Genomic DNA, 26570 nt, shown 5'->3' on the forward strand with positions numbered 1-26570 from the left:
CCGACCGATCGGGTCGAGGCGCGGACGCGGCTCGGACCTTTTTAGCGGGTTGTTTTACGTGGCCCGCAAGCCGGTCGACCAAATCACCACGTACCCCCGCTTGTAGGACCGCCGCGGCGCGCCGTCAAGGGACAAGGAAGCCGTGACAAAAAGGGGCCGCCCTGCGTCAACATCGCGCAGGACCCGACGACGCCGCCCGCTTGCCCAGCCTGTGCCCGGCACCGGATCATGGCCGCCGGACGTCAGGAGGGGATGCGGGCCGTGCAATATCGCAAGGAGCAGGAGCGGCACTTCGCCCGTCTGGTGCTCACCGGGCGCTTCACCAGCCAGGACGCCGCCCCGGTGCGGCAGGCCATCGCCGACGTGAAGAATGGGACGGAGCGCCGCCACCTCCTCGACCTGACCGGGCTGGAGTTCATCGACAGCACGGGCGTCGGCCTGCTGCTGGTGATGAATGGCGAGGCCCTGTCGGCGGGCAAGGCGCTGTCCCTGCTCTGCGCCTCCGGGCAGGTGCGCAAGGTGGTCGACCTGACCCGCATCGCCATGATCATCCCGGTGCATGAGACGGTGGCCGACTACATCGCCGCCAGCGTGCCCGAGGCCCTGCTGGCCGCCAGCCATCCCTGCGCGCCGGGCGAGGACCCGATGGCCGTCGCCGCCCGCGCGCTGCACGCCAAGCCGGTCCTGCCGCCCGCAAGCGCCCCACCGGACGCTTCGGATCGGGACGGCGCTTCCGGGTGAGACCGCTCGCAGCGCGGGCGCGGACTTCCCATCTGAAGCACCGGACAGAGTCCGTTCCGCGTTGGGGGAGGCACCGAATGGTTCATCTGCACAAGTCGCTGGAATCCGAAGCGTCGAAGGCCGCCGAGCGGGAGGGCCGCTCGCTCGACCAGTTCGTGAACGAGGCGGTGGAGGAGAAGCTGCGCCACGCGCAACGCCCCATCGACCAACGCCCTGTCGCCCAACGTCATGTCACCCCCATCCATGACCGCGGCGCCCCGCTGGACGAGGACTCGGTGGAGCGGGCGTGATCCTGACCGGTGGGATCAACGCCATCGCGTTTGGACCATCGCATTTGGCGTCCGATCCCTCTCCCGCCCCGGGAGAGGGTGCCCGCGCAGCGGGCGGGTGAGGGTCGTGCGAGGATCAAGACACCGAATTCTTGGCAGCACACTCACCCTCCCACGCTGACGCGTGGGTCCCTCCCTCTCCCGGGGCGGGAGAGGGGAAGCCATTCCCGTTTAAGACAACAATCCCCGCAGACGGTACAACTCGTCGAGCGCCTGCCGCGGCGTCAGGCTGTCCGGGTCGATGGACTTCAGCGCCTCCTCCACCCGCGACGGTTCCGGCGGGGCGGCGGCGGGCGCGGCCGGGGCGGGCGGCGGGCGCTTCAGGGCGGCGCTGAACAGCGGCAGATCCTCGGCCAGACGGTGGATGGCGGCGTTCTGGTCGCCCGATTCCAGGATGGTCAGCACCTCCTCGGCGCGGCCGACCACGGCGCCGGGCAGCCCGGCCAGCTTCGCCACATGGATGCCGTAGCTGCGGTCCGCCGCCCCCGCCGTCACCTCGTGCAGGAACACCACGTCGCCCTGCCATTCCTTGATGCGCATGGTGTGGCAGGACAGGCCCGGCAGCTTGCCGGCCAGCATGGTCAACTCGTGGTAGTGGGTGGCGAACAGCGCGCGGCAGCGGTTGACGTCGTGCAGATGCTCCACGCAGGCCCAGGCGATGGACAGGCCGTCGAAGGTCGCCGTGCCGCGCCCGATCTCGTCCAGGATGACCAGCGCGCGGTCGCCGGACTGGTTCAGGATGGCCGCCGTCTCCACCATTTCCACCATGAAGGTGGAGCGGCCGCGCGCCAGATCGTCGGCGGCACCGACGCGGCTGTAGAGCCGGTCCACCACCCCGATGTGCGCGCTCTCCGCCGGCACGAAACCGCCCATCTGGGCCAGCACGGCGATCAGCGCGTTCTGGCGCAGGAAGGTCGACTTGCCGGCCATGTTCGGGCCGGTCAGCAGCCACAGCCGGTTGTCCGGGGCGAGGTCGCAGTCGTTGGCGACGAAGGGACCGGCGTTGCCGGCGTCCAGCACCGCCTCCACCACCGGGTGCCGCCCGCCCTTGATCGAGAAGGCGAGACTGCCGTCCACCACCGGCCGGCGGTAGCGCCGCTCCGCCGCCAGCTCGGCCAGCGAGGTGGCGACGTCCAGCGCGGCCAGCGCGTGGGCGGCCTGGGCGATGGCCTCGGCGCGGCTGGTCACCTCCTCCACGAGGTCGTTGAACAGCTCCAGCTCCACGGCCAGCGCCTTGTCGGCGGCCTCGGAGATGCGGCGCTCCAGGTCCGACAGCTCGACCGTGCCGAAGCGCACGGCGTTCGCCATGGTCTGGCGGTGCATGAAGACCTCGCGCCCCTTCTCGGACATCAGCTTGTCCGCGTGGGTCGCCGTCACCTCGATGTGGTAGCCGAGCACGTTGTTGTGCTTGATCTTCAGCGCCGGCACCCCGGCGATGCCGGCGTACTTGACCTGAAGCCCGGCGATCAGCCGCCGGCTCTCGTCGCGCAGGGTCACCAGCTCGTCGAGCGCGTAGGAATAGTCGCGCGCGATGAAGCCGCCGTCGCGGGCGAGCAGCGGCAGCTCCGGCGCCAGCGCCTGCGTCAACTGATTGACCAGCTCGCTGTGCTCGCCCAGCCCCTTGGCCACGGCGCCCAGCCCGTCGGGCAGCGGTCCGCCGGGATGCCCGTTGAGCAGCAGGCGGATGGCCGAGGCCTGGGCCAGGCCGTCGCGCACCGCCGCGAGGTCGCGCGGGCCGCCGCGCCCCAGCGTCAGGCGGGACAGCGCGCGCTCCAGGTCCGGGCAGCGGCGCAGCGCCTCGCGCAGGTCGCCGCGCAGCCGCTCCTCGTTCAGCGCGAATTCGACCATGTCCAGCCGCTTGGCGATGGCCGCGGGGTTGGTCAGCGGTGCGGAGAGCTGGGCGGCGAGCAGGCGCGCCCCCGCCCCGGTCACCGTGCGGTCGATGGTGGCGAGCAGGCTGCCGCGCCGCTCGCCGGTCAGCGTGCGGGTCAGCTCCAGGTTGCGGCGGGTCGCCGCGTCGATCTCCATGACGGCGCCGGGGCCGAGCCGGCGCGGCGGCGACAGGCGCGGCACGCGGCCCTTCTGCGTCAGCTCCACATAGGCGACCAGAGCGCCGGCCGCCGCCACCTCGGCGCGCGAGAACTGGCCGTAGGCGTCCAGCGTGCCGACGCCGTAAAGGGTGAGCAGCCGCTGCCGCCCGTTTTCGCTGTCGAAGCGCGGGGTCGGCTGCACGGTCAGGCGCGACTTCCACTCGCCCCACAGCTCGTAGAGGTCGGGGCTCTGGCACAGCTTCTCGGAGACCAGAACCTCCTGCGGGTCGAGGCGGCCAAGCGCGGCGCCGAGGCCGGCGCGCTCCACCGGCTGCACGACCAGCTCGCCGGTGGACAGCTCCAGCCAGGCCAGCCCGAGCCCGCCCGCCGCTTCCGCCACCGCGGCCAGCCAGTTGGAGGCGCGGGAGTCGAGCAGGCTGTCCTCGGTCAGCGTGCCGGGGGTGACGATGCGGATGACCCCGCGCTTCACCACCGACTTGGAACCGCGCTTCTTGGCCTCCGCCGGGTCCTCCATCTGCTCGCAGATGGCGACGCGGAAGCCCTGGCGGATCAGGCGCTGCAGATAGGATTCGTGGCTGTGGACCGGGACGCCGCACATCGGGATGTCCTCGCCCAGATGCTGGCCGCGCTTGGTCAGCGCGATGTCCAGCGCGCGGGCGGCGTTCACCGCGTCCTCGAAGAACATCTCGTAGAAATCGCCCATCCGATAGAACAGCAGGCAGTCGGGATGGGCCTGCTTGATCTCCAGATACTGCGCCATCATCGGGGTGGCGTCAGGGGGAATGGTGATGGGCGAAACGGTGGCGGGCGCGTCGGACACGGGTCTTCAACCGGTTGCGTTGTGACGGGCGAGGTCGGGCCGGCACCCTAGCACGCCCGCGCTGGTGCCGCGATGACCGCTTCGTTAGACTGTTCGATGCCCGTAGAACGAGCAGCCGAAGCTGAAGGAGACCGCCGTGACGCAAGCGCCCGACAACACTGATGGCCCGATCACCGACGGCCAGGACGGCGTCCGGGAGGTGCGCGAGGTCGTCGCCCTGTTCAAGACCCGCGAGGCCTTCGACAAGGCCGTGACCGCCCTTCTGGACGCCGGCTTCGACCGCGACGACCTGTCGGTGCTGGCCAGCCACACCTCGCTGGAGGCCGCCGACCAGCGCCCGCAGGCCCCGTCGGACGAGGCCCTGACCGGGCTGGTGGGCGAGCTGAAATACGCCTTCCCCCTGACCACCGCCGGGCTTCTCGCCATCGTCGGCGGTCCCATCGCCGCGCCGCTGGCGGCCATCGTCGCCGCCGGCCTGGGCGGCGTCGCCATCAAGGATTACCTGGACGAGCTGACCAGCCACCCCGACACCGACGAGTTCAGCCGCGCGCTGGAGGCCGGCGGGGTCATCCTGTGGGTGCGCACCGCCGAGGTGGAGGACGAGGTGGAAGCCGCCGAGATTCTCGAAGGCAACGGCGGCGCCAACATCCACCTGTCGGTGCGCGAGGAATAAGACGGGAAGAAACGCCGTCCGTCAGGCGGCGCAGGCGCGCCAGTCGCCTCCGCCGCCGACCACGGTCAGCCCGCGCAGGCGGAACTGCGCCCGCACCACCGCGGCCCAGCCCTTGCGGATCTGGGCGATCTTGACGGCGTCGGACGCCTTGGCGTCGGTGGCGGTGCCGCAGATCTCGAACAGAAGCGCGTCGCCGATGGAGCCGGGGCACAGCGCCAGGGCGTGAACCAGCCAGGCCATCAGCTCGGCCGGGGTGTGGCGCGGCAGGCCGCGCTCCGCCAGGGTCAGGGCGTTCCCGAGGTTCGCCAGCTCCCGCCGTGCCGTTCCGGGGTTCGGGATCATCAATGGCCTCCCTCGCGCGTGTCTCACGGACGACTCCTTACCTCTTTGGAATGGAGCGCGTCAGTGACGGCCATCACAGCGGCACTCCGAATGGGATCATGCAGGAAACAGACGGCAGCCACTTTTGGTGTGCCGCGTGCGAATTATCCTCTTTCCCGTTATAGTCGGGACGCCGCACGGTTCGTCGCATCCCTCGCATCCCTGGGAAGGCTCACGTTTTGTCGATGCTCTCCACCCGCGCCACCTCGGCCGACGCGTCCGACACCAAGGACGCCGGCACCGCCAACATCCCCAACAAGCGCGCGATCCTGTCCCGGCGCAAGCTGGCGGAGGACCTGGAGACGCTGGTGGCGGAGCATGGGACCGGCGACAAGCTGCGCCCCGCCCTGATCGCCCGCCTGCGCGGCGCGCTGAACGACGGGCGGGCGGAGGTGCGCGCCCGCTTCGAGGCCAAGGGATCGGGCGAGGACTGCGTGCGGCAGAACTGCTACCTCGCCGACGGGGTGGTGCGTTCGCTGGCCGACCTGACGGTCACCCACATCTTCCCCTCGCCCAACCCGACCTCCGGCGAGGTGTTCGACATCGTCGCCACCGGCGGCTACGGCCGGGGCGAGCTGGCGCCCTTCTCCGACATCGACCTGCTGTTCCTGCTGCCCTACAAGCGCACCCCGCGGGTGGAGCAGGTGGTGGAGTACATGCTCTACATCCTGTGGGACCTCGGGCTGAAGGTCGGCCACGCGGTGCGCAGCGTCGACGACTGCATCCGCCAGTCCAAGGCCGACGTCACCATCCGCACCGCCATCCTGGAGTCCCGCTACCTCTGGGGGCCGCGCAAGCTGTTCACCGAGTTGCGCCGCCGCTTCGACCGCGAGGTGGTGGCCGGCACCGGGCCGGAGTTCGTCGAGGCCAAGCTTGCCGAGCGCGACAACCGCCACCAGAAGCTGGGCGACAGCCGCTATGTGCTGGAGCCCAACCTGAAGGACGGCAAGGGCGGCCTGCGCGACCTGCAGACCCTGTTCTGGATCGCCAAGTACCTGTACCGGGTCGAGGACGTCGACGATCTGGTCGGCAAGAAGGTGCTGCTGCCGGAGGAGGCGCAGCGCTTCGCCAAGGCGCAGAACTTCCTGTGGACCGCGCGCTGCCACCTGCACTACCTGACCGGGCGCATGGAGGACCGGCTGACCTTCGACGTGCAGACGTCGATCGGCAACCGCATGGGCTACACCGACCACGCCGGGACCAAGGGCGTGGAACGCTTCATGAAGCATTACTTCCTGGTCGCCAAGGACGTGGGCGACCTGACCCGCATCTTCTGCGCGGCGCTGGAGGCGGAATCGAAGCGCCCGCCCAAGTTCAACATCCTGCGGCTGGCCGCACTGGCCCGCCGCAAGGACGTGGACGGCTTCGTGGTGGACGGCGAGCGGCTGAACGTCCGCAGCGACCGCCAGTTCAAGGACGAGCCGCTGGACATGATCCGGCTGTTCCACACCGCCCAGCAGAACGACATCGACATCCACCCCAACGCGCTGCGCGCCATCACGCGCTCGCTGTCGGTGGTGGGGCCGAAGCTGCGCGCCGACCCGGAGGCCAACCGGCTGTTCCTGGAGATCCTGACCGGCCGCAAGGACCCGGAGATCACGCTGCGCCGCATGAACGAGGCCGGGGTGCTGGCCCGCTTCATCCCCGACTTCGGCCGGGTGGTCGCGCAGATGCAGTACGACATGTACCACGTCTACACGGTGGACGAGCACACGCTGTTCGCGCTCGGCATCCTGCACAAGATCGAGATGGGCGAGCTGGCCGGCGAGCTGCCGCTGTCGTCGGAGGTGATCCACAAGGTGGTGTCGCGGCGCGCGCTCTATGTCGCCGTGCTGCTGCACGACATCGCCAAGGGCCGCGGCGGCGACCATTCCATCCTCGGCGCGCGGGTGGCGGAGAAGCTGTGCCCGCGGCTCGGCCTGACGGCGGAGGAGACGGAGACGGTCGCCTGGCTGGTGCGCTGGCACCTCGCCATGTCCTACACCGCCTTCAAGCGCGACCTGGAGGACGACAAGACGGTGCGCGACTTCGTCTCGCTCGTCCAGTCGCCGGAGCGCCTGCGCCTGCTGCTGGTGCTGACGGTGGCGGACATCCGGGCGGTCGGGCCGCAGCGCTGGAACAACTGGAAGGCCACGCTGCTGCGCGAGCTGTACAACCGCTCGGAGGAGGTGATGTCCGGCGGCCTGTCGGTCGAAGGGCGCGGGCGCCGCATCCAGGCCGCCCAGGCGGCGCTGCGGGCCGAGCTGACCGATTTCGACGACGCCGATTTCGACCGGCATCTCGCGCTCGGCTACCCCGCCTACTGGCTGGCCTTCGACGCCGAGACGCTGGGCCGGCAGGCGCGGCTGGTCCGCGAGGCGCTGCGCGACGAGCGGCCGCTGACCGTCAACACGCGCATCGACCGCGGCCGGGCGATCACCGAGGTGACGATCTTCGCCACCGACCACCACGGCCTGTTCTCCCGCCTCGCCGGGGCGCTGGCGGCGGCGGGGGCGGACATCGTCGACGCCCGCATCTTCACCATGACCAACGGCATGGCGCTCGACGTCTTCACCGTGCAGGACGCGGCGGGCGGCGGCGCCTTCGAGAGCGGCGACAAGCTCGCCAAGCTGTCGGTGATGATCGAGAAGGTGCTGTCCGGCCAGCTGAAGCCGCTGCACGACCTTGCCAAGCGCAAGGCCCCGCACGCCAGCCGCACCCGCGTCTTCCACGTGCCGCCGCGCGTGCTGATCGACAACAACGCCTCCACCACCCACACGGTGATCGAGGTCAACGGGCGCGACCGCCCCGGCCTGCTCTACGACCTGACCCGCGCGCTGACCAACCTGACCCTGCAGATCTCGTCCGCGAAGATCTCGACCTACGGGGAGAAGGCTATCGACGTCTTCTATGTGAAGGACGTCTTCGGCCTCAAGGTCACCCACGAGAGCAAGCTGGCCCAGATCCGCGAGCGGCTGCTGCACGCGCTCGCCGATCCGGCGGGGTGAGGACGGGGCTTTAGGAAAGCTGGTCTTCCGCCCAGCCGTCGAGCGCCTTGGCGGCCAGACCGGCCAGAACGCCGGTCGCCATGCCGGCGGCGTAGTCGGACGCCCAGTGCCGCTCGGTGGCGAGGCTGGACCAGCCCACCGCCGCGGCGAAGCCCAGGCTGACCATGGTCGCCGGGGACAGGCCGCGGTTCAGCCCGACCGCCGTGGTCAGGGCCGACACGTTGATGGCGTGGCCGGAGGGGAACGAGGCGTGCTTGCCGTCGGCCTTGCCCCAGCGGCTGGGGTCGCGGCCCTCGTTCGGGCGGGCGCGGCAGACGACGCGCTTGATCCCCTTACCGGCCACCGTCCCCAGCGCGATGGCGAGCAGCCCTTGCCGGGCGAGGCGCGACCAGCCCGGCTTCTCCATGCCCAGCCCGGCGGCCCACAGAGCGCCCAGCGCCGGCATCAGCACCATGCGGGAGCTGGGCACCTGGAGCCCGTCGCGCAGGGCCGGCACCTCCGCGCCCAGGGCGACGGCCTTGCGGCGGGCGGTTCCGTCCAGCCCGTTCACGCCGTCCAGGACGCGGTCCGTGAAACCCTCGTCGCTCATCTCGCGGATCTCCCAAAGCACGCCCCCATCGCCGCGGGGGCCAAGCGTAAACAGCCGCGCTGGCGTTTCGTGCCCGCATGGTCCCGCAAGGCAGGGGTGCCCGGCCTGAGGGGCGGCGCCTTGGCAATCGCCGACCATGCCAACATCGGCCACACAATCCCTCTCCCGCCCCGGGAGAGGGGGGCGCTGAAGGCGCCGGGTGAGGGTCGTTCGGAGGATCAACGAGCCGATCCTTGCCCGCACCCTCACCCTTCCCACGCTGCGCGTGGGCCCCTTCCCTCTCCCGGTTCGGGAGAGGGAGGAGTCGGCGATTGCCAAACCGGCCCGCTGCGGCGCCTTGGCAATCGCCGACCACCGGCCCGGACATCGGCCAGACATCGGCAAGACCACCCCATGAAATCCCGAGTCGCGACTCGCCCGCTCCACCCGGCCTTGGCAATCGCCGACCAATGCCCGAGTCGTGCCGAGTCATCAATGATTCCCACAAGGACCCTTGGCGAACGCCGACGAGTCTTCTGGCAATCGCCGACGCACCCCCGAGTCGTCCCCAGGCAATCGCCGACCTAGCAAATAGACTCCAGCAATTAGGTCTCAATTAGCCTCGTCGGCGATCGCCAAATGGACTCTCCCGGCGGTGCATGATCGACTGCAGGCAGAATGGACGGGGGGACCTATGGGCGACGTGCACCAACTCATCATGACGCATGGCCGGCGCGAGGCGCGGAACCTCGTGGACCCGAAGCGGGCCAGCGTCGTCGATGTCGCGGCGGCGGTGCTGGAGGACGAGTCCAACGCGCTGGGCATCACCTATTCCGGATTCTGCCTGACCAGCCTGCCCCACCGGAAGCTGGCGCCGGACGCCGAATGGCGCCGCGACCAGGGCCGCGTCACCCTGCTGGTCGAGCCGGGCAAGGAGCGCAAGCGCGACGGCAGCCTGATGCCGGTCGGCGTCCCCTACGGCGCCAAGGCGCGGCTGATCCTGCTCTATCTCCAGACCCGCGCCATCCAGGACAACAGCCGCGAGATCGAGCTGGGCCGCTCGATGAACGACTGGCTCGACCGCATGGGCGTGTCGGCCGGCGGCTCCACCTACAAAGCGGTGCAGGAGCAGGCGACCCGCATCAACCTGTGCCGCCTGACCTTCTTCTGGGACAAGGACGGGGCCGAGGGCTTCGCCAAGGAGAACATCGTCAACGGCGGCATCCGCCTGCGCGACGACGACGGCCAGGGCACGCTGTGGCGCGAAACGGTGCAGCTGTCGGAAACCTTCTTCGCCGCGCTGAAGCGCTCCCCCGTGCCGATCTGGGAGCCGGCGATCCGCCACATCGGCGGCTGCTCGATGGCGATCGACGTCTATGTCTGGCTGGCCTACCGACTGCACGTGCTGCGCGACCCGATTCCGGTGACCTGGAAGGCGCTCTTCACCCAATTCGGCGGCGGCTACAAGGAGTTGAAGCACTTCAAGCCGGAGTTCCGCGTCGCGCTGGACTTGGCGCTGGCCGTCTACGAGGCGGCGCGGGTGGAGTTCTCCGACACCGGGGTGCTGCTGTACCCGTCGCCCCCGCCGATTCCGGAGCGCAAGATCCTCCCCGCCGCGCGCGGGTAAGCCGGCGACAGGTCCGTCGGCGATTGCCAACTCACCCGGCTCCGGATTCGGAGTCGGCGATTGCCAGAGAGCGGTTGGCCTGGGCGATTCTCAGTCGCCGAGGCAACGCTACCCCGCTTTGAAAGCCTGCACGTTGCCGCCTTCCCGCGTGTAGACCTGCATCGGGCGGCAGGTCTCGTCCATCTTGACGATGAGGACGCCGGCCTTGTCCCGCGGGTAGAGCCACATCTCGTACTGCGACACCCGCGCGCTCGGCCCGGTGCGCGCCTCGCTGTAGATCGCGGTCCGGAACTGCCCGACCGGAATGCCCTCCCCGGCGAGGACGGAGGCGACGGGGCGGTTGCAGGGTCCCTTCACCATGCCATCCAGCGCCGCCACCGCTCCGGGTGCCGGCTCCGCGGTGCGCGGCGGCCCCAGCGAGGCGCAGGCGCCGAGGCCGAGAAGGCCGGCGCACAGGATGATCCCGGCGGTCCTGCGATTGCGCGAACGGCGTCCGGCGTGGCGATGCATCGCGGTCTCCCTGCCCAATGGCGCTGTTGGTGGCGGTGTTCGTGACGGTGTGTGGTTACCCCAGCGCAAACACCGGAACGGGGAAAAAGGTTCGCGCCGGCCCTTGGCAATCGCCGACCATCAGGATTCAGGCGGGCCAGGAATCAGGCCGACAGAAAAAAGGCGGGGCACCGCGGCCCCGCCTTCCTTCCTTTCCGAATCGGCCGAATGGACTCAGTCCACCTGGACCTTCTCGCCGTTCTTCCAGGCCCAGAACACATAGCCCGGCTGCTTCAGGTCGCCCTTGTCGTCGAAGGACAGCGACCCGACCACCGTGTCGAAGGACGGGCCGGCGCGCAGCGCCTTCGCCACGGCGTCGGACTTGGCGCTGTTGGCCTTCTGCACGGCCTCGGCGTAGGTCTGCACCGCGGCGTAGGCGAACAGGGTGAAGCCGTCGGTGCGGATGTTCTTGGCCTGCAGGGCCTCGACCACCGGCTTGGCGGCGGGGTTGCGCTGCGGGTCGGGCGAGAAGGTGAACAGCGTGCCTTCCGCCGTGTCGCCGGCGATGTTCCAGTAGGACTGCGGCTGGATGCCGTCGGCGCCGATGATCTGCGGGCGGAACTGCTGGTCGGCCGCCTGACGGGCGATCAGGCCCAGCTCCTGGTCGTAGCCGCCGTAATAGAGCACGTCCACGCCGTCCGACTTCAGCCGGGTGACGAGGGCGGAATAGTCCTTCTCGCCGGCGGTGATGCTGGTGAAGGTCGCCTCGGTGATCCCGGCGGCGTTCAGCCGGCGCTTCACGTCGTCGGCGAGGCCCTGCCCATAGGCCTGCTTGTCGTGGACGATGGCGACCTTCTTGCCCTTGTAGCGGTCGGCGATCAGCTTGGCCGCCACCTCGCCCTGCTGGTCGTCGCGGCCGCAGACGCGGAAGACGTTCTTCAGGCCGCGGTCGGTGAGCTGCGGGCTGGTCGCGGTGGGGGAGATCATCACGATCCCCTCCTCGCCATAGACGTTGGAGGCGGCGATGGAGGCGCCGGAGCAGACATGGCCGATCACCGCGGCGACGTTCTGGCTCACCAGCTTGTTGGCGGCGGCCACCGCCTGCTTGGCGTCGCAGGCGTCGTCGGCGATGGTCAGGACCAGCTTCTGGCCGAGCAGCCCGCCCTTGGCGTTGATGTCGGCCACGGCGGCCTCGACGCCGGCGCGGGTTTGCTCGCCATAGGCGGCGGCGGCACCGGTCATCGGACCGGCCAGCGCGATGGTGATGTCGGCCTGGGCGGCCCCGGCCCACAGGCCGGCCCCCAGGGCGACGGCGGCGGCGGTCACAGCCAGCTTCGCACGGATCATGGGTGGATTCCTCTCTCCGGGAACAGGTTCTTTTTATCGAACGCTTTCGGGTCGGAGACCGCGGACGCTGCCTCCGAAACAGGCAAACAAGCAAAGGGACGGGTCCGGCGCAATGGGCAAACAGGCACAGGCTGCCGCACGCCCGGCGCATGACACGGGATCGGGGCGGGAAAAGGCCCGCTCAGTCGACCAGTTCGCGCGGCGCCTGTGGGGTCAATCTGGCCGGGGCCGGGGCCAGAGCCAGGGCGATGGCCCGGCGCAGGTCGTCGGCCAGGACGGGCTTGTGCAGGATGCTGAACTTGCCGGCTTCCGCCTCGGCCAGACGCTCCGGGGTGGTGTCGCCGGTCACCAGGATGCCGGGGATCGGGCGCTTCGACCGCCGGCGCACCTCGCGGATGGTTTCGGTGCCGGTGTGCCCCTCGCCCAGCCGGTAGTCCGCGATGATCACGTCCGGATCGGGGTGGCGGCGCAGGGCCTCCACCGCCTCGCCGAAGCTGTCGGCGGGAAACGCCTCGTGCCCCCATTGCCGGATCATCGCGCACAGCCCCTCGCGGACGATGGGGTCGTCCTCGACCACCAGCACGCGGGCACCGGCCCGCATGCGGGCGGTCACGGGAAAGTCCTCCGGCAGCGTCTCGGCCGGGGCCGGAGCATCGGCGAGCGGCACCTCCACCCGGAAGACCGACCCCCGCCCCGGTTCGGAGCGCAGGCTGACCGGGTGGTCCAGCATGCCGGCCAGCCGGCGCACCACGGCGAGCCCCAGCCCCAGCCCCTGGTCGCGGTCGCGGCTGGCGTTCCCGACCTGCACGAACTCCTGGAAGATGTCCTCCTGCCGGTCGGTGGGGATGCCGATGCCGGTGTCCCACACCTCGATCCGCAGCACCCCGCCGCGCCGCCGGCAGCCGACCAGGATGCGCCCCCGGTTGGTGTAGCGCAGCGCGTTCTCGACGAGGTTCTGCAGGATGCGGCCGAGCAGCATCGGGTCGCTGTCCACATGGGCGCCGCAGGGCATGATGTGCAGCAGCAGCCCCTTGCGCACCGCCACCGGGCGGCTGTTGGCGGCGATGCGGTCCAGCAGCTCGGTCACCGGAAAGACCGTGCGCTTGGGCTCCACCGCCCCGGCTTCCAGCCGCGACACGTCGAGCAGCCCGTCGAGCAGCATCTTCAGGGCGCCCAGCGCGCGGTCCATGGTGGTCAGGATCTTGCGCATCGCCGGATCGGTGGCGCGGGCGGACAGCGCCTCCATCAGCAGCATCAGCGACTGCACGGGCTGGCGCAGGTCGTGGCTGGCCGCCGCCAGGAACTTCGACTTGCCGATGTTGGCCCGGTCGGCCTCCCGCCGCGCCTCGGCCAGCGCGGCCTGGGCGGTCTTGTGCTCCGTGATGTCGCGGACGGTGGCGATCACGCTGACCAGCGTCCCCCCGGCGCCGCGCACCGGCGAGGCGCGCAGCTCCAGCCAGACCTCCGGCGCACCGCGTCCCACGGCGGCGCCCGGACGAACGAACTCGGCGCGCGTGTCCCCGGCACCCTCGGCGCCGTCGCACAGCGGGCACAGCCCCGCCTCGTCCTCCATCAGGCCGCCCAGCACCTCCCGCGCGGTGCGCCCGTCGGCGGCGCCGGGAGCGATCCCCATCAGCCGCGAGAAGGCGGGGTTGGTGTAGACCACCGGCACGCCCGGCCGGGTGGCGTCGGCGATCAGGATGCCGTCGCCGCTCCATTCCATCGCGCGGTTGCGGATGCGCAGCGCCCGGTCGCCGTGGCGCCTCCGCTGAAGCTCCACCAGGAAGGCGGTGGTGAACAGCAGGATCACCGCGGTGGCGGCGGCGGCCCAGATGATGGAATAGAAGCGGTTCTGCCGCCACGCGCCGAACACCGTGTCCACCGACTCCCCGACCACCGTCATCAGCGGGTAGTCGGCGGAGGCGCGGAAGGCGTAGATACGCTCCACCCCGTCCACCGGGCTGACGACGCGATGGTGCCGGACGGTTCCGCTGCCGGCCTCCGGCCACAGACCGGAGCCGCGGAAGCTGCGTCCGAACACCTGGTCCTGCAGGGCTTGGCGGGCCAGCAGGGGACCGTCCGCGCGGGCGATGGCGACCGAGCTGTCGCGCGGCAGGTCCAACCGGCCATAGAAGCGGGAGAAGATTTCCGCCGGGACGTCGATCACGGCGACGCCGCGGAACGTCCCGTCCGCCCCCTCCAGCCGGCGCGACACGGGAATGAACACGTCCGACGTGCCCGGGCTGACGAAGGGCAGGCCGATGACGAACCCCTTCTGGTTCCCCTTCCGGTGGGCGCCGGACTTGTGCCGGGCGAACTCCTCCCACTCCAGCACGGGATTGCGGGTGGTGGTCCGCCCCAACCCCATGGACAGCCAGCTGTTCGCGTCGTAAATCCGGATGGAGGCGGCCAAGCCTTCCTCGAACGACCGCCGGGTGGGGATCAGGAGCGGAATGTCCTTTTCGACATGGGAGGCGACGTCGATCAGAAGATCGTCCAGCCGGCGGAAGGTGGCGATGGCCTGTTCCTCGACCAACTGCGCCATCGCCGCCGTGTGCTGGCGGGTCGTCTGGTCGAGGAAGCGTTCCTCGCGGTCGATGCGGGTCAGCAGCGTCCACCACAGCGCCGCGATGGCGACGGCGACCGCGACGGCGGGAAGAACGAGACGGGCCTCCATTCCCCGCGGAAAAGCGATCCTTCGTCGCACTGCCGACCTCAAACACTGCCCAAAGGTCATTATGCGCCAGCCGATCTCCCCCTTCAATGGACAAACCGGCGACCAATGATACAAAAAGTAGAGAATAATCAAACTTTTGCGGGTTCTTTGGCAGCGCTGCCGCAGGGTTCGGCGGACAATCGGGCGGCTGCCGGATGAGTTTCGCCCGCGCCATCGCCACCGTCGGCAGCCTGACGCTGCTGAGCCGGCTGGCCGGCTTCGCCCGCGACATTCTGACCGCGGCGGTGCTCGGCGCCGGGCCGGTGGCCGACGCCTTCTTCGTGGCGCTGAAGCTGCCGAACTTCTTCCGCCGTCTGTTCGCGGAGGGGGCCTTCAGCGTCGCCTTCGTCCCGCTGTTCGCGGCGGAGCTTCAGCGCAACGGCCGCGCCGCCGCGGTGGCCTTCGCCGAGCAGGCGCTGACGATCCTGCTGACGGTGCTGCTGCCCTTCACCGCCCTGGCCATCCTGGGGATGCCCGCGCTGATGCACCTCCTGGCGCCGGGCTTCGTGGACGAGCCGGCGAAGTTCGCGCTGGCCGTGGACATGGCGCGGCTGACCTTCCCCTATCTGACGCTGATTTCGCTGGTGGCGCTGCTGGGCGGGATTCTGAACGCGCTGGACCGCTTCGGCCCCTTCGCCGCCGCCCCCATCGCCTTCAACCTGACGCTGATCGCCGCCTTGCTGACCGCGCCGCGGCTGGGGCTGGAGCCGGGGCGGGCGATGGCCGCGGCGGTGACGCTGTCGGGCGTGGTGCAGCTGGTCTGGATGGGCTGGGCCTGCCGGGCGGCGGGGGTGACGCTGCGCCTGACCCTGCCGCGGATGACCGAGGGGATGCGCCGCCTGTTCCGGCTGGTCGGGCCGGGGGCCGTCGGCGCCGGAGTCATGCAGATCAACCTGTTCCTGAACGTCGTGCTGGCCTCGCTGCTGCCGTCGGGGGCGGTGTCCTTCCTCTATTACGCCGACCGGCTGAACCAGATGCCGCTGGGCGTCATCGGCATCGCCATCGGCACCGCGCTGCTGCCCGTGCTGGCCCGCCACGCCGCGGCGGGGGACGAGCGCATGGTCCGCCACTACCTCAGCCGTGCCTTGGAATTCAGCCTGCTGCTCGGCCTGCCGGCGGCGGTGGCGCTGGGGGTGGCCGGGGCGCCCATCGTCTCGGTGCTGTTCGAGCGCGGCGCCTTCGGCCCGGCGGAGGCGCAGGCGACCGCCTGGGCGCTGGGCGCCTACGCCATCGGCATCCCCGCCCACGTCATCGTCAAGGCGCTGAACGCCGCCTTCTTCGCCCGCCAGGACACCGCGACCCCGGTGCGCGTCGCCGTGGTGGTCACGGTGGCCAATCTGGCCCTGGGCGTCGCGCTGATGCCGGTGCTGGGCCATGTCGGGATCGCGCTGGCGACCGGGCTGACCGCCTGGTTGAACCTCGCTTTGCTGGCCCACGCGCTGCGCCGCCGCGGATTCCTGCAGCTGGACGGGCGCTTCCTCGGCCGCGCGCCGCGCATCGCCGCGGCGGCGCTGGGCATGGGGGCGGCGCTGCTGGTCGGGGCGTCGGCCCTGGCGCCATGGCTGGAGGCGGCGTCCACCCTGGTCCGCTTCGGCGCGCTGGCCCTGCTGGTCGGCGCCGGCGTGGCGGTGTTCGGGGCGCTGGCGCAGCTGACCGGCGCCACCGATCTGGCCGACCTGAAGGGCTTCCTGCGCAAGGACACTCCGGAATTGGAGCCGCCCGTGTCTTGACCCCGCCCGGTTCCGGCGCGATAACAGCCGCCTTCCAGAAGTTTCGAGCGAGAGTCCTCCCGTGAACCGCATCTTCTCCGGCATGCAGCCGACCCGGCAGCTTCACCTCGGCAACTATCTGGGGGCGCTGCGCAACTGGGTCGAGCTGCAGAACAGCTACGAGTGCATCTTCTGCGTCGTCGACCTGCACGCGCTGACCATCGACCAGGACGCGGAGGTCCTGCGCAACAACATCCGCGAGGTCACCGCGGCCTACATCGCCGCCGGCATCGACCCGGAGAAGAACATCCTCTTCAACCAGTCCTTCGTCCCGGCCCATTCGGAACTGGCCTGGATCCTCTCCTGCCACACGCCGCTCGGCTGGCTGAACCGCATGACGCAGTTCAAGGAGAAGGCCGGCAAGCAGAAGGACATGGCGAACCTCGGCCTCTACTCCTACCCGGTGCTGATGGCCGCCGACATCCTGCTCTACAAGGCCACCCACGTCCCGGTGGGCGAGGACCAGAAGCAGCATCTGGAGCTGGCCCGCGACATCGCCGGCGCCTTCAACCGCCGCTACGACACCGAGTTCTTCCCGCTGCCCGAGCCGCAGATCCTGGGCGAGGCGACGCGCGTGATGTCCCTGCGCGACGGCACCAAGAAGATGAGCAAGTCGGACGAGTCCGAATATTCGCGCATCAACATGACCGACGACGCCGACACCATCGCGACGAAGATCCGCAAGGCCAAGACCGATCCGGAGCCGCTGCCGGACACTGTGGCCGACCTGGAGAAGCGTCCGGAGGCCGACAACCTCGTGACCATCTACGCCGCCCTGTCCGGCCAGACGCGCGAGCAGACGGTGCAGCAGTTCGCGGGCGCCCAGTTCTCCGGCTTCAAGGCGGCGCTGGTCGACCTGTCGGTCGCCAAGCTCGCCCCGATGACCACCCGCATGAAGGAGCTGCTGGACGACAAGGCGGAGATCGACCGCCTGCTGCGCCGCGGCGGCGAGCGCGCGGCGGCCATCGCCGAGGCGAACCTGAACGGCGTGAAGGACATCATCGGCCTTCTGCGTCCCTGAACCGTAACCCTCTCCCCTCCGCTCACGCGCAAACGAAGTTTGCGCTGACGCGACAGGCGGACCTTCGGTCCGCCGAAAGCGGGGAGAGGGTGGCCCGAAGGGCCGGTGAGGGGGGTGCGCTTTTGCCGGACACATCGACACGCGCACCCCCCTCACCCTAACCCTCTCCCCAGAGGGGAGAGGGGATTTGGAACGCGATAGCTTTGGTCCCTGCCCCACCGACCGAAAGGCGTCCGCCGTGACGGCTCCCATCCTGCTCACCGGGTTCCAGCCCTTCGGGGATCACGCCGTCAACCCGACGGCGCTTCTCATGGAGCGGCTGGCCGGCGAGCCGGGGATCGTCACCGCGGTCCTGCCCGTCGAGTACGACGCCTGCGGCGCGGCCTTCGCCGCGCTGCTGGAGGAGCACCAGCCCGCCGCCGCCCTGTGCTTCGGGCTGGCCGCCGGGTCCGAATACATCAAGATCGAGCGGCTGGCCTGGAACCGCGACGAGAGCGAGCAGGCCGACAACGCCGGGGTGGTGCGCACCGACGACGCCATCGAGCCGGACGGGCCAACCGCCTACGGCTCCACCCTGCCCGTCCCCACGCTGGTCCGCGAGCTGGCCATCGCCGGCCTGCCGGTGACCTTCAGCGACCATGCCGGCGGCTTCGTCTGCAACCACCTGTTCTACCGCGCCCGCCACCTGATCGAGACGGCGGACCTCGACATTCCCATGGGCTTCATCCACCTGCCGCCGCTGCCGGAGCAGGTCGCCGACCAGCCCGGCCGCTCCGGCCTGACGCTGGATCAGCAGGAACGGGCGGTGCGCGCGCTAGTCGGGCTGCTGCGCCAGGGGCTGGGGATCGCCGCCTGATTGAAAAGATGCGGATTTTTCACGGATTTCGCGGATTCAGGAACGGATGGACCGGATAAAGAGATTTCGTGAAATCCGTGTTCAAATCCACGAAATCCGTGAAGACCCTGTTGTCTGACGACGGAGCGATCACCCCCGCTGCGCCAGCCGCTCCATCTCCTTCGCCCAGCCCGCGTAGTTCTTGTGGAACTCCGCCAGCGCCGGATCGGTCCGGGTGCGCTCGGCCATCGCCTGCATCAACGGCGCCTGGGCCGCCGCCAATTCCCGCGCGTCGGTGCGCCGCGTCGCCGTCAGGAAGGAGGACAGGCTGGTGACCAGCTTTCCCCCCGCCGGGGCTGCCGCCATCTTCGCCAGATCGTTGACGATCCAGGGCATGTATTTCAGCACATAGTCGGCGTAGGTGCGCATGACCGGCGCCTGCTCCAGCAGGTCGGCACGCTCGCGGTCGAAGTCCTTGCGGTCGAGGATGGCGTGGTTGCGATAGACGACCGGTGCCTCCGCCGAGACGTCGCACTCCCAGCCCTTGCGCGGGACCAGCAGGTCGGCCTGATCCTTTTCCTCGCGGTAGGGGTAGAAGGGCATGGTCCGGCAACGCGACGGCTTGTCGGCGTGGATGCCGCAGAGGTTGTCGGCCTGGAGCGCCGGGCAGGGGAAGTGGTTCGGCAGATAGGCGGTGGGCTGGATCAGCACCGCCACCGTCTTGCGGTTGGGCAGCCGCACGCTGGTGCCCAGCCGGGTGGCGAGGTCGTAGGATTTCGCGTTCGACCGCACCACCGTCCAGACCAGCGCCAGCGGGAAGCGGACGGCGTGGGCCACCGCGTCCGTGAGCGTCAGCGGCAGCAGCCCGTGGCAGCATTTTCCGCAGGCGGTGCAGGCGAAGCGTGGTTCCATGGTCCGGGTCCGCCCTCAGCGGCCGCAGCAGGCCTTGAACTTCTTCCCCGACCCGCAGGGGCAGGGTTCGTTGCGGCCCACCTTGACGACCCGGCGCGGCTCGCCCTTCGGGTTCACCTCGCCCGCGCTGTAGAGCCACTGGCCGTCGACACGGCGGAAGGACGCGCGCTCGTGGTGGCGCATGTCCTGGCCGTCGCGGCGGAAATGGATGAGGAACTCGACAGTGCCCTCGTCGCCCTCCTCCGTCGCGCGCAGCACGTCGAGCCGCTGCCAGTCGCACTCCTCGGCCACCCGCTCCGCCTCGGCGCGGTTGAAGTCCTCGCGGATCTCCGGCGCGTGGGTGCGCTCCACATGGTCGAGGTCGTGGCGCACGAAGGCGGTGTAGCGCGACCGCATCAGCGCCTCGGCCGTCGCGGCGGGCGCGCCGGCCAGGATCGGGCCGCAGCAGGTCTCGAAGGAAAGGCCCGAACAGCAGGGGCAGGCGGAGGAGGTCATGGCGCGCGGGTCCGTCGGTGGGTCCGGGGCTGGTGTGGCAGGATGGGCCACCCCGGTCAAGCGCTGCTGACGGACAGGGTATTTCAGGCCGAACGGGCGCGGCGCGGTTCGGACGGGGTGTGGACGGTCGGCTTCACGATGGCGCGCAACTCCTCGAGGAAGGCGCGGCCGGAGTCGGTGAGCGTGACGATCTTGCGGCGGCGTTCGCGCGGGTCTTCCTGGGCCTGGACGAGGTCGAGCCCGGCCTTCCCGAAGCTGTGCCAGCGGCTGAGCGCGGCGACGTTGCGCGACGCGGAGGATTGGGCGATGCCCAGGCGTTCCGCAAGCTCGCCGATGGAAATCCCTTCGTTCTGCGCGATCGTCATGAAGGACAGCGCGTACTGGATCGGCAGGTCGGGATCGAGCTTGCGAAACGCCTCGAGCACATGGACGACGGTGGTCACCTCGTCAGGGCGAACCACGTCAGGGCGAATATGGGCCGGCATCAGCGACCCTCCCCGAGCGAGGACCCCATCGGGCCGGTGTGTAGATGATGTTCAGGCGTCCAAGCCATACCACGAATTCCCCGTTATCCCGCCGGGCGTCGAAAAAACGATCCGGAGAGGCCCAGTGGGCGTGCTCAACGAAGACCGAACGACCGCAAAACCCCAAAAAGACACACATGGCTTCCTCTCGATATCCGGAATTCGCGTTCCAATGCGCTGGGTTGAAGAAGGGAGCCGGTAGCTCGCTTGGTGGTATGGTTGGACCAATCGCCCTGTCGGCGATTCGGGGTGGTGGGTACGATGGCTTTCATCGTGGTCTCCGTGGGTTGAAGAAGGCAGGGGTTGAAGGAAGGCGCGGGCCCGAAGGGAAACCGCAGGATCGGGTATCGCCTGTCAGCGATACGCTTGCAACGTCAAAAATGACCGGGCATCCGAAAGGTTCCGTTCCCGGATATGTTGGGCCGGGACATAGCCCGCTTCGGTTCCGTCCAGCCCGATGTCGCGCCGCAGATGGGCGCTCAGCGTCTCCACGCCGGCATCGTCGCCGTCGCGGTCCAGCCACTGCCGCAGCAGGGCGTTCCACAAGGTCTGCATGACTCCTCTCCTTGGTGCAGAGGAGCAATTAATCCGTTATCGGATGATTTCCGTCAAGCGTGATTCCCGACTGCCGGACCAAACGGTTGGGTTGCTCCCCGTTCGCCCTTGTCGATCCGCCTTGTCGATCCGCTTTGCCCGCCCTATAGAGTTCCGTCATGAAGGCGAGCCCAAGTACCACCGGCATCCTGCTCTGACGCGCCCGACGCGCAGAGCCTGAACGCGCGCGCCCTGGATGGGAGCCCGCGGTGTGTGTCTGCGCCCGCGCGCAGGCAGAAAGCCGCCGGATCGGCGGCTCACAAGCCGTGAGTGGTTTGATGGAAAACGTCTTCGAAAGCCCGTTCAAGGGCATGGTGCTGGAGCAGCAGGTCACCAACCCGAACATCATCGTCGGCCGGTACAGCTATTATTCCGGCTATTATCATGGTCACAGCTTCGACGACTGCGCCCGGTTCCTTCTCCCGGACGAGGGCGTCGACCGGTTGGTGATCGGCAGCTTCTGCTCGATCGGGTCCGGCGCGGCCTTCATCATGGCGGGCAACCAAGGCCACAGGAACGACTGGGTCAGCACCTTTCCCTTCTTCTGGATGCCCGAAGTGCCGGCCTTCGCTGGCGCGCGGAATGGCTATCGGCCCGCCGGCGACACGGTGGTCGGCAATGACGTCTGGATCGGTTCGGAGGCCATCGTCATGCCCGGCGTCACCATCGGCGACGGCGCTGTGATCGGCACGAGGGCGCTGGTGACGCGGGACGTCGAACCCTACGCGATCGTGGGTGGCAACCCCGCCCGGGTAATCCGCAAGCGCTTCGACGACGATCTCATCGCGCTGCTGCTTGAGATGAGGTGGTGGGATTGGTCCGATGACCAGTTGCAGGAGGCGATGCCGATCCTGACCAGCGGCGACGTCGCGCGTCTGCACCGCCATTGGCAAGAGGTGATCAAAGCCACCTGACGGCAACCTTGTCGGCTTCGCCTGTTCATTGGCAGGCGAAGCCACTCCCCGTGGGTGACACCGGGCGCGTCCGGAACGCTCAAGCGGCCGGGCGGCCGCCGACGCGGGCGTCCCAGCCCAGCATCGCGACCTCGGCCACGGCCTCCAGTTCGGCGCGCTCCGCGCCGTCGCGGGCGAGGATCGACATGCCGGCCTGCACCGTCTGCACGAAACGGGCGAGCGCGTGGAGATCGACCGAGGCCGGGATCTCGCCCTCGGTCACGGCCCGCGCCAGACGCTCCGTCAGGATGCCGACCGCCGAGGCGCGCGCCGACCGCACCACCTCGCCCAGCTCGGCGTGCCCCTCGCTGCCGACCGCGGAGAGCGTCACCATGCAGCCGCGCGGGATGTCGCCGCGACAGCCGGTGAGCGCCGCGGCCGAGTCCATCAGCAGCGCCATCACCGCCTCGCGGGCCGTGGCGGCGGCGAAGAAGCGCCCCCAGACCAGACCCTCGTAGCTCTTGCGGTAATGGTTCACCGCCTCGACGTAGAGCGCCTCCTTGGAGCCGAAGGCGGCGTAGAGGCTGGGCGAGGCGATCCCCATGACCTCCGTCAGGTCGGCGATGGAGGTCGCCTCGTAGCCCTTGCTCCAGAACAGGCGGGTCGCCTGGGTCAGGGCGGCCTCGCGGTCGAAGGCGCGGGGTCGTCCGCGCCCGCGTGCGGGCGGCATTGCCGTGGTCCTGTCTTCGGTGGGCGGGGTCGGGGGTGATTTCTGCATCGATCACTATTTAATCCCGCCGCGGCGTGGGGGCAATGGCCGCGGGCGGCGGCGTTCCATTTTTGTATCGATCATCATAAAAATCATTGACCGGAGCACCGGCAGCCTCTAGCTATTTCTGTATCGAACGACACAGAAAGGATGGGTCATGGGTCAGCCGATGGGTGAATTGGTTGGAAAGCGCGCCCTGGTGACGGGCGGTTCGCGCGGCATCGGCGCCGCCATCGCTCTGGCGCTCGCCGACAAGGGCGCGGATGTGGCGATTTCCTACGAGCGGTCGGCGGAGCGCGCCGCCGAGGTCGTCCGGGCGATCGAGGCGAAGGGCCGGCGCGCCGTCGCCATCCAGGCCGACAGCGCCGATCCGTCGGCCATGGCGGTCCTGGTCGGCCGGACGGTGGAGGCGCTCGGCGGCCTCGACATCCTGGTCAACAACGCCGGCATCGCCCGCCAGGGCTTGGTCGCGGAGATGAGCCTCGCCGACATCGACGCGCTCCTGGACGTCAACGTACGCGCGGCGGTGCTCGTGGCGCAGGCGGCCATCCCGCATCTCAAGGACGGGGGGCGCATCGTCTTCATCGGCTCGTGCCTCGCCGACCGCATCACCGCCCCGGGCGTCACCGTCTATTCGATGACCAAGTCGGCGCAGATCGCCCTGACGCACGGCCTCGCCCGCGAACTCGGCCCGCGCGACATCACGGTGAATCTGGTCCAGCCGGGCGCGACCGACACCGATATGAATCCCGCGAACGGCGACCATGCCGAAATCCTGCGCTCGCAGACGCCGCTCGGCCGGTACGGCCAGCCGGAGGACGTGGCGGCGGCGGTGGCCTTCCTGGCGAGCCCGGCGGCGCGGCAGATCACCGGGGCCACCCTGACGGTGGACGGCGGCCTGAACGCTTAGCCGAATCCGGAACAGGTCCGGGGAAGCCTTTGGTTGAAAAGGCTCCCCGGACGGCAGCGGTCAAGGATTAACGATCCGTTAACGGCGAATATGGGGCGACCCGAGGAGCGCCAACGCCAGCAACGGAGACGCCACAGATGCGGCACGCACCGATGAAAACGGCCGATTCCCCCGCCACCCGGCCGCCGCCGCAGGGTGCCGCCCGATGAGCCGTTCCGCGACGCTCGACGGGCTGCGGGGGTATTTCCTCGTCTTCATGATGGTGAACCACGTGGTGCTGGCCGGCGGCGTCCTGCTCGCCAAGGTCAACCACGCCGAACTCGGCTATGTGCAGGACGCCCAGGGCTTCGTGCTGCTGTCGGGCATCGTCGCCGGGATGTACTACACCCGCGTCTGGACCCAGCGCTCGCCCGAGGCGGCGCGGCGCCGCCTGTTCGCCCGCGCCCGCGAGCTGTACGTCTCGACCATGCTGGTGATCGCGCTGGTCACCGCCATGGTGGTGCTGGTCCCCGGCGCGCGGGAGCCGCTGGGCGGCTTCCTCGGGCATCTGGCCTGGCTGGAGCCCGGCACCCTGCTGGCGAGCGCGCTTCTCCTGCACTCCCCGACCTTCACGGATCTGCTGATCCAGTACATCCTCTACCTCGCGGCGACGCCGCTGCTGCTCCGCCTGATCCTCGACGGCCATGCCCGCAAGGTCGCGCTGGGCAGCGCCGCGCTGTGGGCCGCCGTGCAGATGGGCCTGCATGTGCCGGTGCTGAGCGCGCTCGACGACGGGCTGGGGCGGCTCAGCGACGGTCTGGCGGTGCGCGGGCCGTTCAACCCGCTCGCCTGGCAGGTGCTCTACGTCGCCGGGCTGCTGATCGGCAGCGCGGTGCAGCGGGGCCGCTTCGACACCGACCGCTGGTTCCCGGTCGAGCGGCCGCCCTGGCTGGTTCCGGCGCTGGCGACCGTGGTGGTCTGCGCGGCCTGGCACCTGTCCTTCGTCCATGAGCTGGTCAGCCCGATCGTCGGCGAGCGTTTCCTGCGCTACGTCGACCGCACCGAGTTCAGCCTCGTCTACCTCGCGAACTTCGCGGCGCTGGCCTATGCCGTGTCCTGGCTGCTCATCGCCGGGCCGCGGTCGTCCCACCCGGTCGCCGCCGGCACCGCCCGGCTGCTCACCGCGCTGTTCAACCTGCCCTTCCTCCGGCTGCTGGGGCGGCACTCGCTGCAGGTCTATCTGTTCCACGTCCTGGTCGCCTACGCGATCCTGCTGATCGACCTGTTCGGCGGCCCCTTCAACCAGCTCACCAAGGCGGTCCTGCTGCTCGCCAGCGTCGCCAGCCTCGCCATCCCCGCCCTGTGGCGGGAGCGGAGCCGCGCCAAGCCGGCGGAGCGGGGCGCCGTCCGGATGGGCTCGTCGCGGGGCTGAACGCGCCCAGGCCCGGAGGGATGGGGGCCTGGAGGGATGGGGGCCTGGACGGACGGGACCCCTCTTGTCCTGGACAAGCCCGCCCCGCTGGGTCAAAGAGAAAGCATCAAAAGGGGTGGGACCGGTGGACGGGCCATCGCCCGGCCGATCCCCGCCCGCCCTTTCGCTGCTGAGGACAATCGACCCGCGTGACGAGACGCGCCCATCATCGGTGGTTCGGAACCCTGGCCGCCGCCCTGCTGGCGGTGGCGCTGGCGCCCACGCTGACCCCGGCGCCGGCCCGGGCCGACCCCCGCTTCGTGCCCGGCCCCTGCTCGTTCTCCGTGCCGGAGGGGGAGGCCGCGCTGTGCGGGACCGTCGGCGTGCCCGACCGGCGCGACCGGCCGGCGACGCGGGCCTTCCGACTGCCGGTCGTCGTCCTGCTGTCCACCGCCAAGCAGCCGTCCCCCGACCCGGTCCTGTTCCTGGAGGGCGGCCCCGGCGCCTCCCCCTTCGGCAGCGGCGAGGCGGTGGAGGAGCGGATGGAGGTGTGGTGGTCGCTGACCGCCGGGTTCCGCCGGTCGCGCCACGTCGTGCTGTTCGACCCGCGCGGCGCCGGGCGGGCCGAGCCGGACACCGACTGCCCGGAGCTGGACGTGCTGGGCGCCTCGCCCCGCCTGCGCCCGGTGTCGCGGGACCGCCGCGCCGCTCTGGAACGGACGGCCATCGCCGCCTGCCGCGACCGCTTCACCGCCGCCGGGCTGGACGGCGCCATGTTCACCACCCCCATCGCCGCCGACGACGCCATGGACGTCGCCGCGGCGCTGGGCGCGCAGCGGGTCAACCTGTTCGCCGTGTCCTACGGCACGCGGGTCGCGCTGGAGATCCTGCGCCGCCACGGCGGGCGGGTGCGCACGGCGGTGCTCGATTCCATCTACCCGCCCGACGTCAATGCGACGGAGGAGGCGCCTTGGCTGGTGCACCGCGCGTTCAAGCGGCTGTTCGATGACTGCGCGGCCAACCGCGTGTGCCGCGCCGCCTATCCGGACCTGGAGCGCCATCTGCTGGAGCTGGCGGAGCGGCTGGGCAAGGCCCCGGTGGACGTGCCGGTGGGCGATCCGGAGATTCCGCGCTGGGCGCGCATGGACAGCGCCGCCGCCCTGTCGGCCCTGCTGGAGGCGATGGCCGAGGGCGAGAGCGTGCCCCGCCTGCCCGCCTTGATCGAACGGGCGTGGCGCGGGCGGTACGACCGCCTGACCGACTGGGTGCCCGCCCCTTGGCTGGGCGACCCCGACTCGGCGGAGGGCATGGCCTTCTCCATCGAATGCCGGGAGACGGTGAATCCCGCCGACCCGCTGCGGCTGGCCGACGCCGCGCGCCGCTTCGCCCCCTACGGCGCCGTCACCGCCGACGACCCCGGCCGGCGCGTCTGCGCCCAATGGCCCGCCGCCGCGCAGGAGGCGTCGGAGCGGCTGCCGGTGGCCAGCCCGGTGCCGGTCCTCCTGCTGTCCGGAGCCTACGACCCGCTGACCCCGCCGGAGTGGGCGGAGCGCGCCGCGGCGACCCTGCCGAAAAGCCGGCATCTGGTCTTCCGCAGCGCCGGGCATCTGGTCACCGCATCGGACGACTGCGCGGTCGCAGCCGCCACCCAGTTCGTGGATTCGGAAACCCTGCCCGCCAACGCCTGCCCGGCGGCGGCCAAGCCGCCGGGGTTCCAGCCGCCCTGAGC

The 26570-nt window shown here is 70.1% G+C and carries 23 protein-coding genes and 1 riboswitch; of the genes, 12 read left to right on the forward strand and 11 right to left on the reverse strand.

All coding sequences use genetic code 11. The features are described from left to right. Window positions 1-20: 20 nt before the first annotated feature. Window positions 21-100, reverse strand: a riboswitch (SAM riboswitch). A gap of 128 nt (window positions 101-228) precedes the next feature. Together D3869_RS07420 and D3869_RS07425 are read left to right on the forward strand one after the other, a co-directional pair. Beyond that, window positions 229-741 (forward strand): STAS domain-containing protein, encoded by a 513-nt coding sequence (locus D3869_RS07420; protein ID WP_137139527.1) that lies wholly within the window; start codon window positions 229-231, stop codon window positions 739-741. A 77-nt stretch (window positions 742-818) separates the two neighbouring features. Further along, the gene (locus D3869_RS07425) at window positions 819-1031 is read left to right on the forward strand and encodes a hypothetical protein (RefSeq protein WP_137139528.1); all 213 of its coding nucleotides are present in this window, start codon (window positions 819-821) and stop codon (window positions 1029-1031) included. 210 nt (window positions 1032-1241) lie between these two features. Here D3869_RS07425 and mutS read toward each other — a convergent pair whose 3' ends face one another. Then, window positions 1242-3884 (reverse strand): DNA mismatch repair protein MutS, encoded by a 2643-nt coding sequence (gene mutS / locus D3869_RS07430; RefSeq protein ID WP_175426479.1) that lies wholly within the window; start codon window positions 3882-3884, stop codon window positions 1242-1244. A gap of 193 nt (window positions 3885-4077) precedes the next feature. Between mutS and D3869_RS07435 the strand changes: the two genes are divergently transcribed. Beyond that, window positions 4078-4614 (forward strand): hypothetical protein, encoded by a 537-nt coding sequence (locus tag D3869_RS07435; RefSeq protein ID WP_175426416.1) that lies wholly within the window; start codon window positions 4078-4080, stop codon window positions 4612-4614. Between the two features lie 21 nt (window positions 4615-4635). Here D3869_RS07435 and D3869_RS07440 read toward each other — a convergent pair whose 3' ends face one another. Next, window positions 4636-4956: a hypothetical protein gene (locus tag D3869_RS07440; RefSeq protein ID WP_109069893.1), complete on the reverse strand. Its 321-nt coding sequence runs from the start codon at window positions 4954-4956 to the stop codon at window positions 4636-4638. A 224-nt stretch (window positions 4957-5180) separates the two neighbouring features. Between D3869_RS07440 and D3869_RS07445 the strand changes: the two genes are divergently transcribed. Further along, window positions 5181-7982, forward strand: a complete 2802-nt coding sequence (locus tag D3869_RS07445; protein WP_137140593.1) for a [protein-PII] uridylyltransferase — start codon at window positions 5181-5183, stop codon at window positions 7980-7982. Window positions 7983-7992: 10 nt separating this feature from the next. On the opposite strand, the gene D3869_RS07450 is transcribed toward D3869_RS07445, so the two are convergent. After that, on the reverse strand, window positions 7993-8571 hold the full coding sequence (locus D3869_RS07450; protein WP_041810840.1) for a phosphatase PAP2 family protein: 579 nt from the start codon (window positions 8569-8571) through the stop codon (window positions 7993-7995). Window positions 8572-9244: 673 nt separating this feature from the next. On the opposite strand from D3869_RS07450, the gene D3869_RS07455 reads away from it, so the two are divergent. Then, entirely contained in the window at window positions 9245-10177 is a 933-nt protein-coding gene (locus tag D3869_RS07455) for a replication protein RepA (RefSeq protein ID WP_014238998.1), read from the forward strand. Window positions 10178-10285: 108 nt separating this feature from the next. Here D3869_RS07455 and D3869_RS07460 read toward each other — a convergent pair whose 3' ends face one another. From D3869_RS07460 to D3869_RS07470, 3 genes are all read right to left on the reverse strand, one after another. Next, window positions 10286-10687, reverse strand: a complete 402-nt coding sequence (locus D3869_RS07460; protein WP_137139530.1) for a hypothetical protein — start codon at window positions 10685-10687, stop codon at window positions 10286-10288. A 213-nt stretch (window positions 10688-10900) separates the two neighbouring features. Further along, on the reverse strand, window positions 10901-12013 hold the full coding sequence (locus tag D3869_RS07465; protein WP_137139531.1) for an ABC transporter substrate-binding protein: 1113 nt from the start codon (window positions 12011-12013) through the stop codon (window positions 10901-10903). Between the two features lie 181 nt (window positions 12014-12194). Continuing rightward, entirely contained in the window at window positions 12195-14690 is a 2496-nt protein-coding gene (locus tag D3869_RS07470; protein WP_137139532.1) for an ATP-binding protein, read from the reverse strand. Window positions 14691-14884: 194 nt separating this feature from the next. Between D3869_RS07470 and murJ the strand changes: the two genes are divergently transcribed. From murJ to D3869_RS07490, 3 genes are all read left to right on the forward strand, one after another. After that, a complete protein-coding gene (murJ, locus tag D3869_RS07475) occupies window positions 14885-16459 on the forward strand; it encodes a murein biosynthesis integral membrane protein MurJ (RefSeq protein ID WP_137139533.1) in 1575 nt (524 codons plus the stop codon). A gap of 61 nt (window positions 16460-16520) precedes the next feature. Then, the gene (gene trpS, locus D3869_RS07480) at window positions 16521-17519 is read left to right on the forward strand and encodes a tryptophan--tRNA ligase (RefSeq protein WP_137139534.1); all 999 of its coding nucleotides are present in this window, start codon (window positions 16521-16523) and stop codon (window positions 17517-17519) included. 238 nt (window positions 17520-17757) lie between these two features. After that, complete coding sequence (locus D3869_RS07490; protein ID WP_137139535.1) at window positions 17758-18375, forward strand: pyrrolidone-carboxylate peptidase; 618 nt, start codon at window positions 17758-17760, stop codon at window positions 18373-18375. A gap of 129 nt (window positions 18376-18504) precedes the next feature. On the opposite strand, the gene D3869_RS07495 is transcribed toward D3869_RS07490, so the two are convergent. The 4 genes from D3869_RS07495 to D3869_RS07510 form a co-directional block, all read right to left on the reverse strand. Continuing rightward, window positions 18505-19266, reverse strand: coding sequence for a YkgJ family cysteine cluster protein (locus D3869_RS07495; RefSeq protein WP_137139536.1), 762 nt, complete (start codon window positions 19264-19266; stop codon window positions 18505-18507). 15 nt (window positions 19267-19281) lie between these two features. Beyond that, window positions 19282-19761 carry a YchJ family protein gene (locus D3869_RS07500; RefSeq protein WP_137139537.1) on the reverse strand — a complete coding sequence of 160 codons (480 nt, stop codon included), beginning with the start codon at window positions 19759-19761 and terminating at the stop codon, window positions 19282-19284. 83 nt (window positions 19762-19844) lie between these two features. Next, window positions 19845-20246, reverse strand: a complete 402-nt coding sequence (locus tag D3869_RS07505; RefSeq protein WP_137139538.1) for a winged helix-turn-helix transcriptional regulator — start codon at window positions 20244-20246, stop codon at window positions 19845-19847. A 393-nt stretch (window positions 20247-20639) separates the two neighbouring features. Continuing rightward, window positions 20640-20840, reverse strand: coding sequence for a hypothetical protein (locus D3869_RS07510; protein ID WP_137139539.1), 201 nt, complete (start codon window positions 20838-20840; stop codon window positions 20640-20642). Between the two features lie 317 nt (window positions 20841-21157). On the opposite strand from D3869_RS07510, the gene catB reads away from it, so the two are divergent. After that, window positions 21158-21793 carry a type B chloramphenicol O-acetyltransferase gene (catB, locus tag D3869_RS07515; RefSeq protein ID WP_137139540.1) on the forward strand — a complete coding sequence of 212 codons (636 nt, stop codon included), beginning with the start codon at window positions 21158-21160 and terminating at the stop codon, window positions 21791-21793. 79 nt (window positions 21794-21872) lie between these two features. On the opposite strand, the gene D3869_RS07520 is transcribed toward catB, so the two are convergent. Then, complete coding sequence (locus D3869_RS07520; protein WP_247895586.1) at window positions 21873-22502, reverse strand: TetR/AcrR family transcriptional regulator; 630 nt, start codon at window positions 22500-22502, stop codon at window positions 21873-21875. A 196-nt stretch (window positions 22503-22698) separates the two neighbouring features. Between D3869_RS07520 and D3869_RS07525 the strand changes: the two genes are divergently transcribed. From D3869_RS07525 to D3869_RS07535, 3 genes are all read left to right on the forward strand, one after another. Next, the gene (locus D3869_RS07525; protein WP_211114931.1) at window positions 22699-23451 is read left to right on the forward strand and encodes an SDR family oxidoreductase; all 753 of its coding nucleotides are present in this window, start codon (window positions 22699-22701) and stop codon (window positions 23449-23451) included. A 205-nt stretch (window positions 23452-23656) separates the two neighbouring features. Further along, the gene (locus tag D3869_RS07530; RefSeq protein WP_137115406.1) at window positions 23657-24862 is read left to right on the forward strand and encodes an OpgC family protein; all 1206 of its coding nucleotides are present in this window, start codon (window positions 23657-23659) and stop codon (window positions 24860-24862) included. Window positions 24863-25050: 188 nt separating this feature from the next. Beyond that, window positions 25051-26568, forward strand: a complete 1518-nt coding sequence (locus tag D3869_RS07535; protein WP_137139542.1) for an alpha/beta hydrolase — start codon at window positions 25051-25053, stop codon at window positions 26566-26568. The last annotated feature ends 2 nt before the right edge of the window (window positions 26569-26570 follow it).

Origin of the sequence: Azospirillum brasilense (assembly GCF_005222205.1) — a bacterium.
Lineage (GTDB): Bacteria > Pseudomonadota > Alphaproteobacteria > Azospirillales > Azospirillaceae > Azospirillum > Azospirillum brasilense_G.

Excerpts from the sequence above, each read along its gene's own strand:
- murJ (WP_137139533.1), top strand. The coding sequence starts at position 14,885 with ATGAGTTTCGCCCGCGCCATCGCCACCGTCGGCAGCCTGACGCTGCTG.
- D3869_RS07425 (WP_137139528.1), top strand. The coding sequence starts at position 819 with ATGGTTCATCTGCACAAGTCGCTGGAATCCGAAGCGTCGAAGGCCGCC.
- D3869_RS07530 (WP_137115406.1), top strand. The coding sequence starts at position 23,657 with ATGAGCCGTTCCGCGACGCTCGACGGGCTGCGGGGGTATTTCCTCGTC.
- mutS (WP_175426479.1), bottom strand. The coding sequence starts at position 3,884 with ATGATGGCGCAGTATCTGGAGATCAAGCAGGCCCATCCCGACTGCCTG.
- D3869_RS07500 (WP_137139537.1), bottom strand. The coding sequence starts at position 19,761 with ATGACCTCCTCCGCCTGCCCCTGCTGTTCGGGCCTTTCCTTCGAGACC.
- D3869_RS07495 (WP_137139536.1), bottom strand. The coding sequence starts at position 19,266 with ATGGAACCACGCTTCGCCTGCACCGCCTGCGGAAAATGCTGCCACGGG.
- D3869_RS07510 (WP_137139539.1), bottom strand. The coding sequence starts at position 20,840 with ATGCAGACCTTGTGGAACGCCCTGCTGCGGCAGTGGCTGGACCGCGAC.
- D3869_RS07465 (WP_137139531.1), bottom strand. The coding sequence starts at position 12,013 with ATGATCCGTGCGAAGCTGGCTGTGACCGCCGCCGCCGTCGCCCTGGGG.
- D3869_RS07460 (WP_137139530.1), bottom strand. The coding sequence starts at position 10,687 with ATGCATCGCCACGCCGGACGCCGTTCGCGCAATCGCAGGACCGCCGGG.
- D3869_RS07450 (WP_041810840.1), bottom strand. The coding sequence starts at position 8,571 with ATGAGCGACGAGGGTTTCACGGACCGCGTCCTGGACGGCGTGAACGGG.
- D3869_RS07455 (WP_014238998.1), top strand. The coding sequence starts at position 9,245 with ATGGGCGACGTGCACCAACTCATCATGACGCATGGCCGGCGCGAGGCG.
- D3869_RS07445 (WP_137140593.1), top strand. The coding sequence starts at position 5,181 with ATGCTCTCCACCCGCGCCACCTCGGCCGACGCGTCCGACACCAAGGAC.
- catB (WP_137139540.1), top strand. The coding sequence starts at position 21,158 with ATGGAAAACGTCTTCGAAAGCCCGTTCAAGGGCATGGTGCTGGAGCAG.
- D3869_RS07440 (WP_109069893.1), bottom strand. The coding sequence starts at position 4,956 with ATGATCCCGAACCCCGGAACGGCACGGCGGGAGCTGGCGAACCTCGGG.
- D3869_RS07525 (WP_211114931.1), top strand. The coding sequence starts at position 22,699 with ATGGGTCAGCCGATGGGTGAATTGGTTGGAAAGCGCGCCCTGGTGACG.
- D3869_RS07470 (WP_137139532.1), bottom strand. The coding sequence starts at position 14,690 with ATGGAGGCCCGTCTCGTTCTTCCCGCCGTCGCGGTCGCCGTCGCCATC.
- D3869_RS07505 (WP_137139538.1), bottom strand. The coding sequence starts at position 20,246 with ATGCCGGCCCATATTCGCCCTGACGTGGTTCGCCCTGACGAGGTGACC.
- D3869_RS07420 (WP_137139527.1), top strand. The coding sequence starts at position 229 with ATGGCCGCCGGACGTCAGGAGGGGATGCGGGCCGTGCAATATCGCAAG.
- D3869_RS07520 (WP_247895586.1), bottom strand. The coding sequence starts at position 22,502 with ATGCCGCCCGCACGCGGGCGCGGACGACCCCGCGCCTTCGACCGCGAG.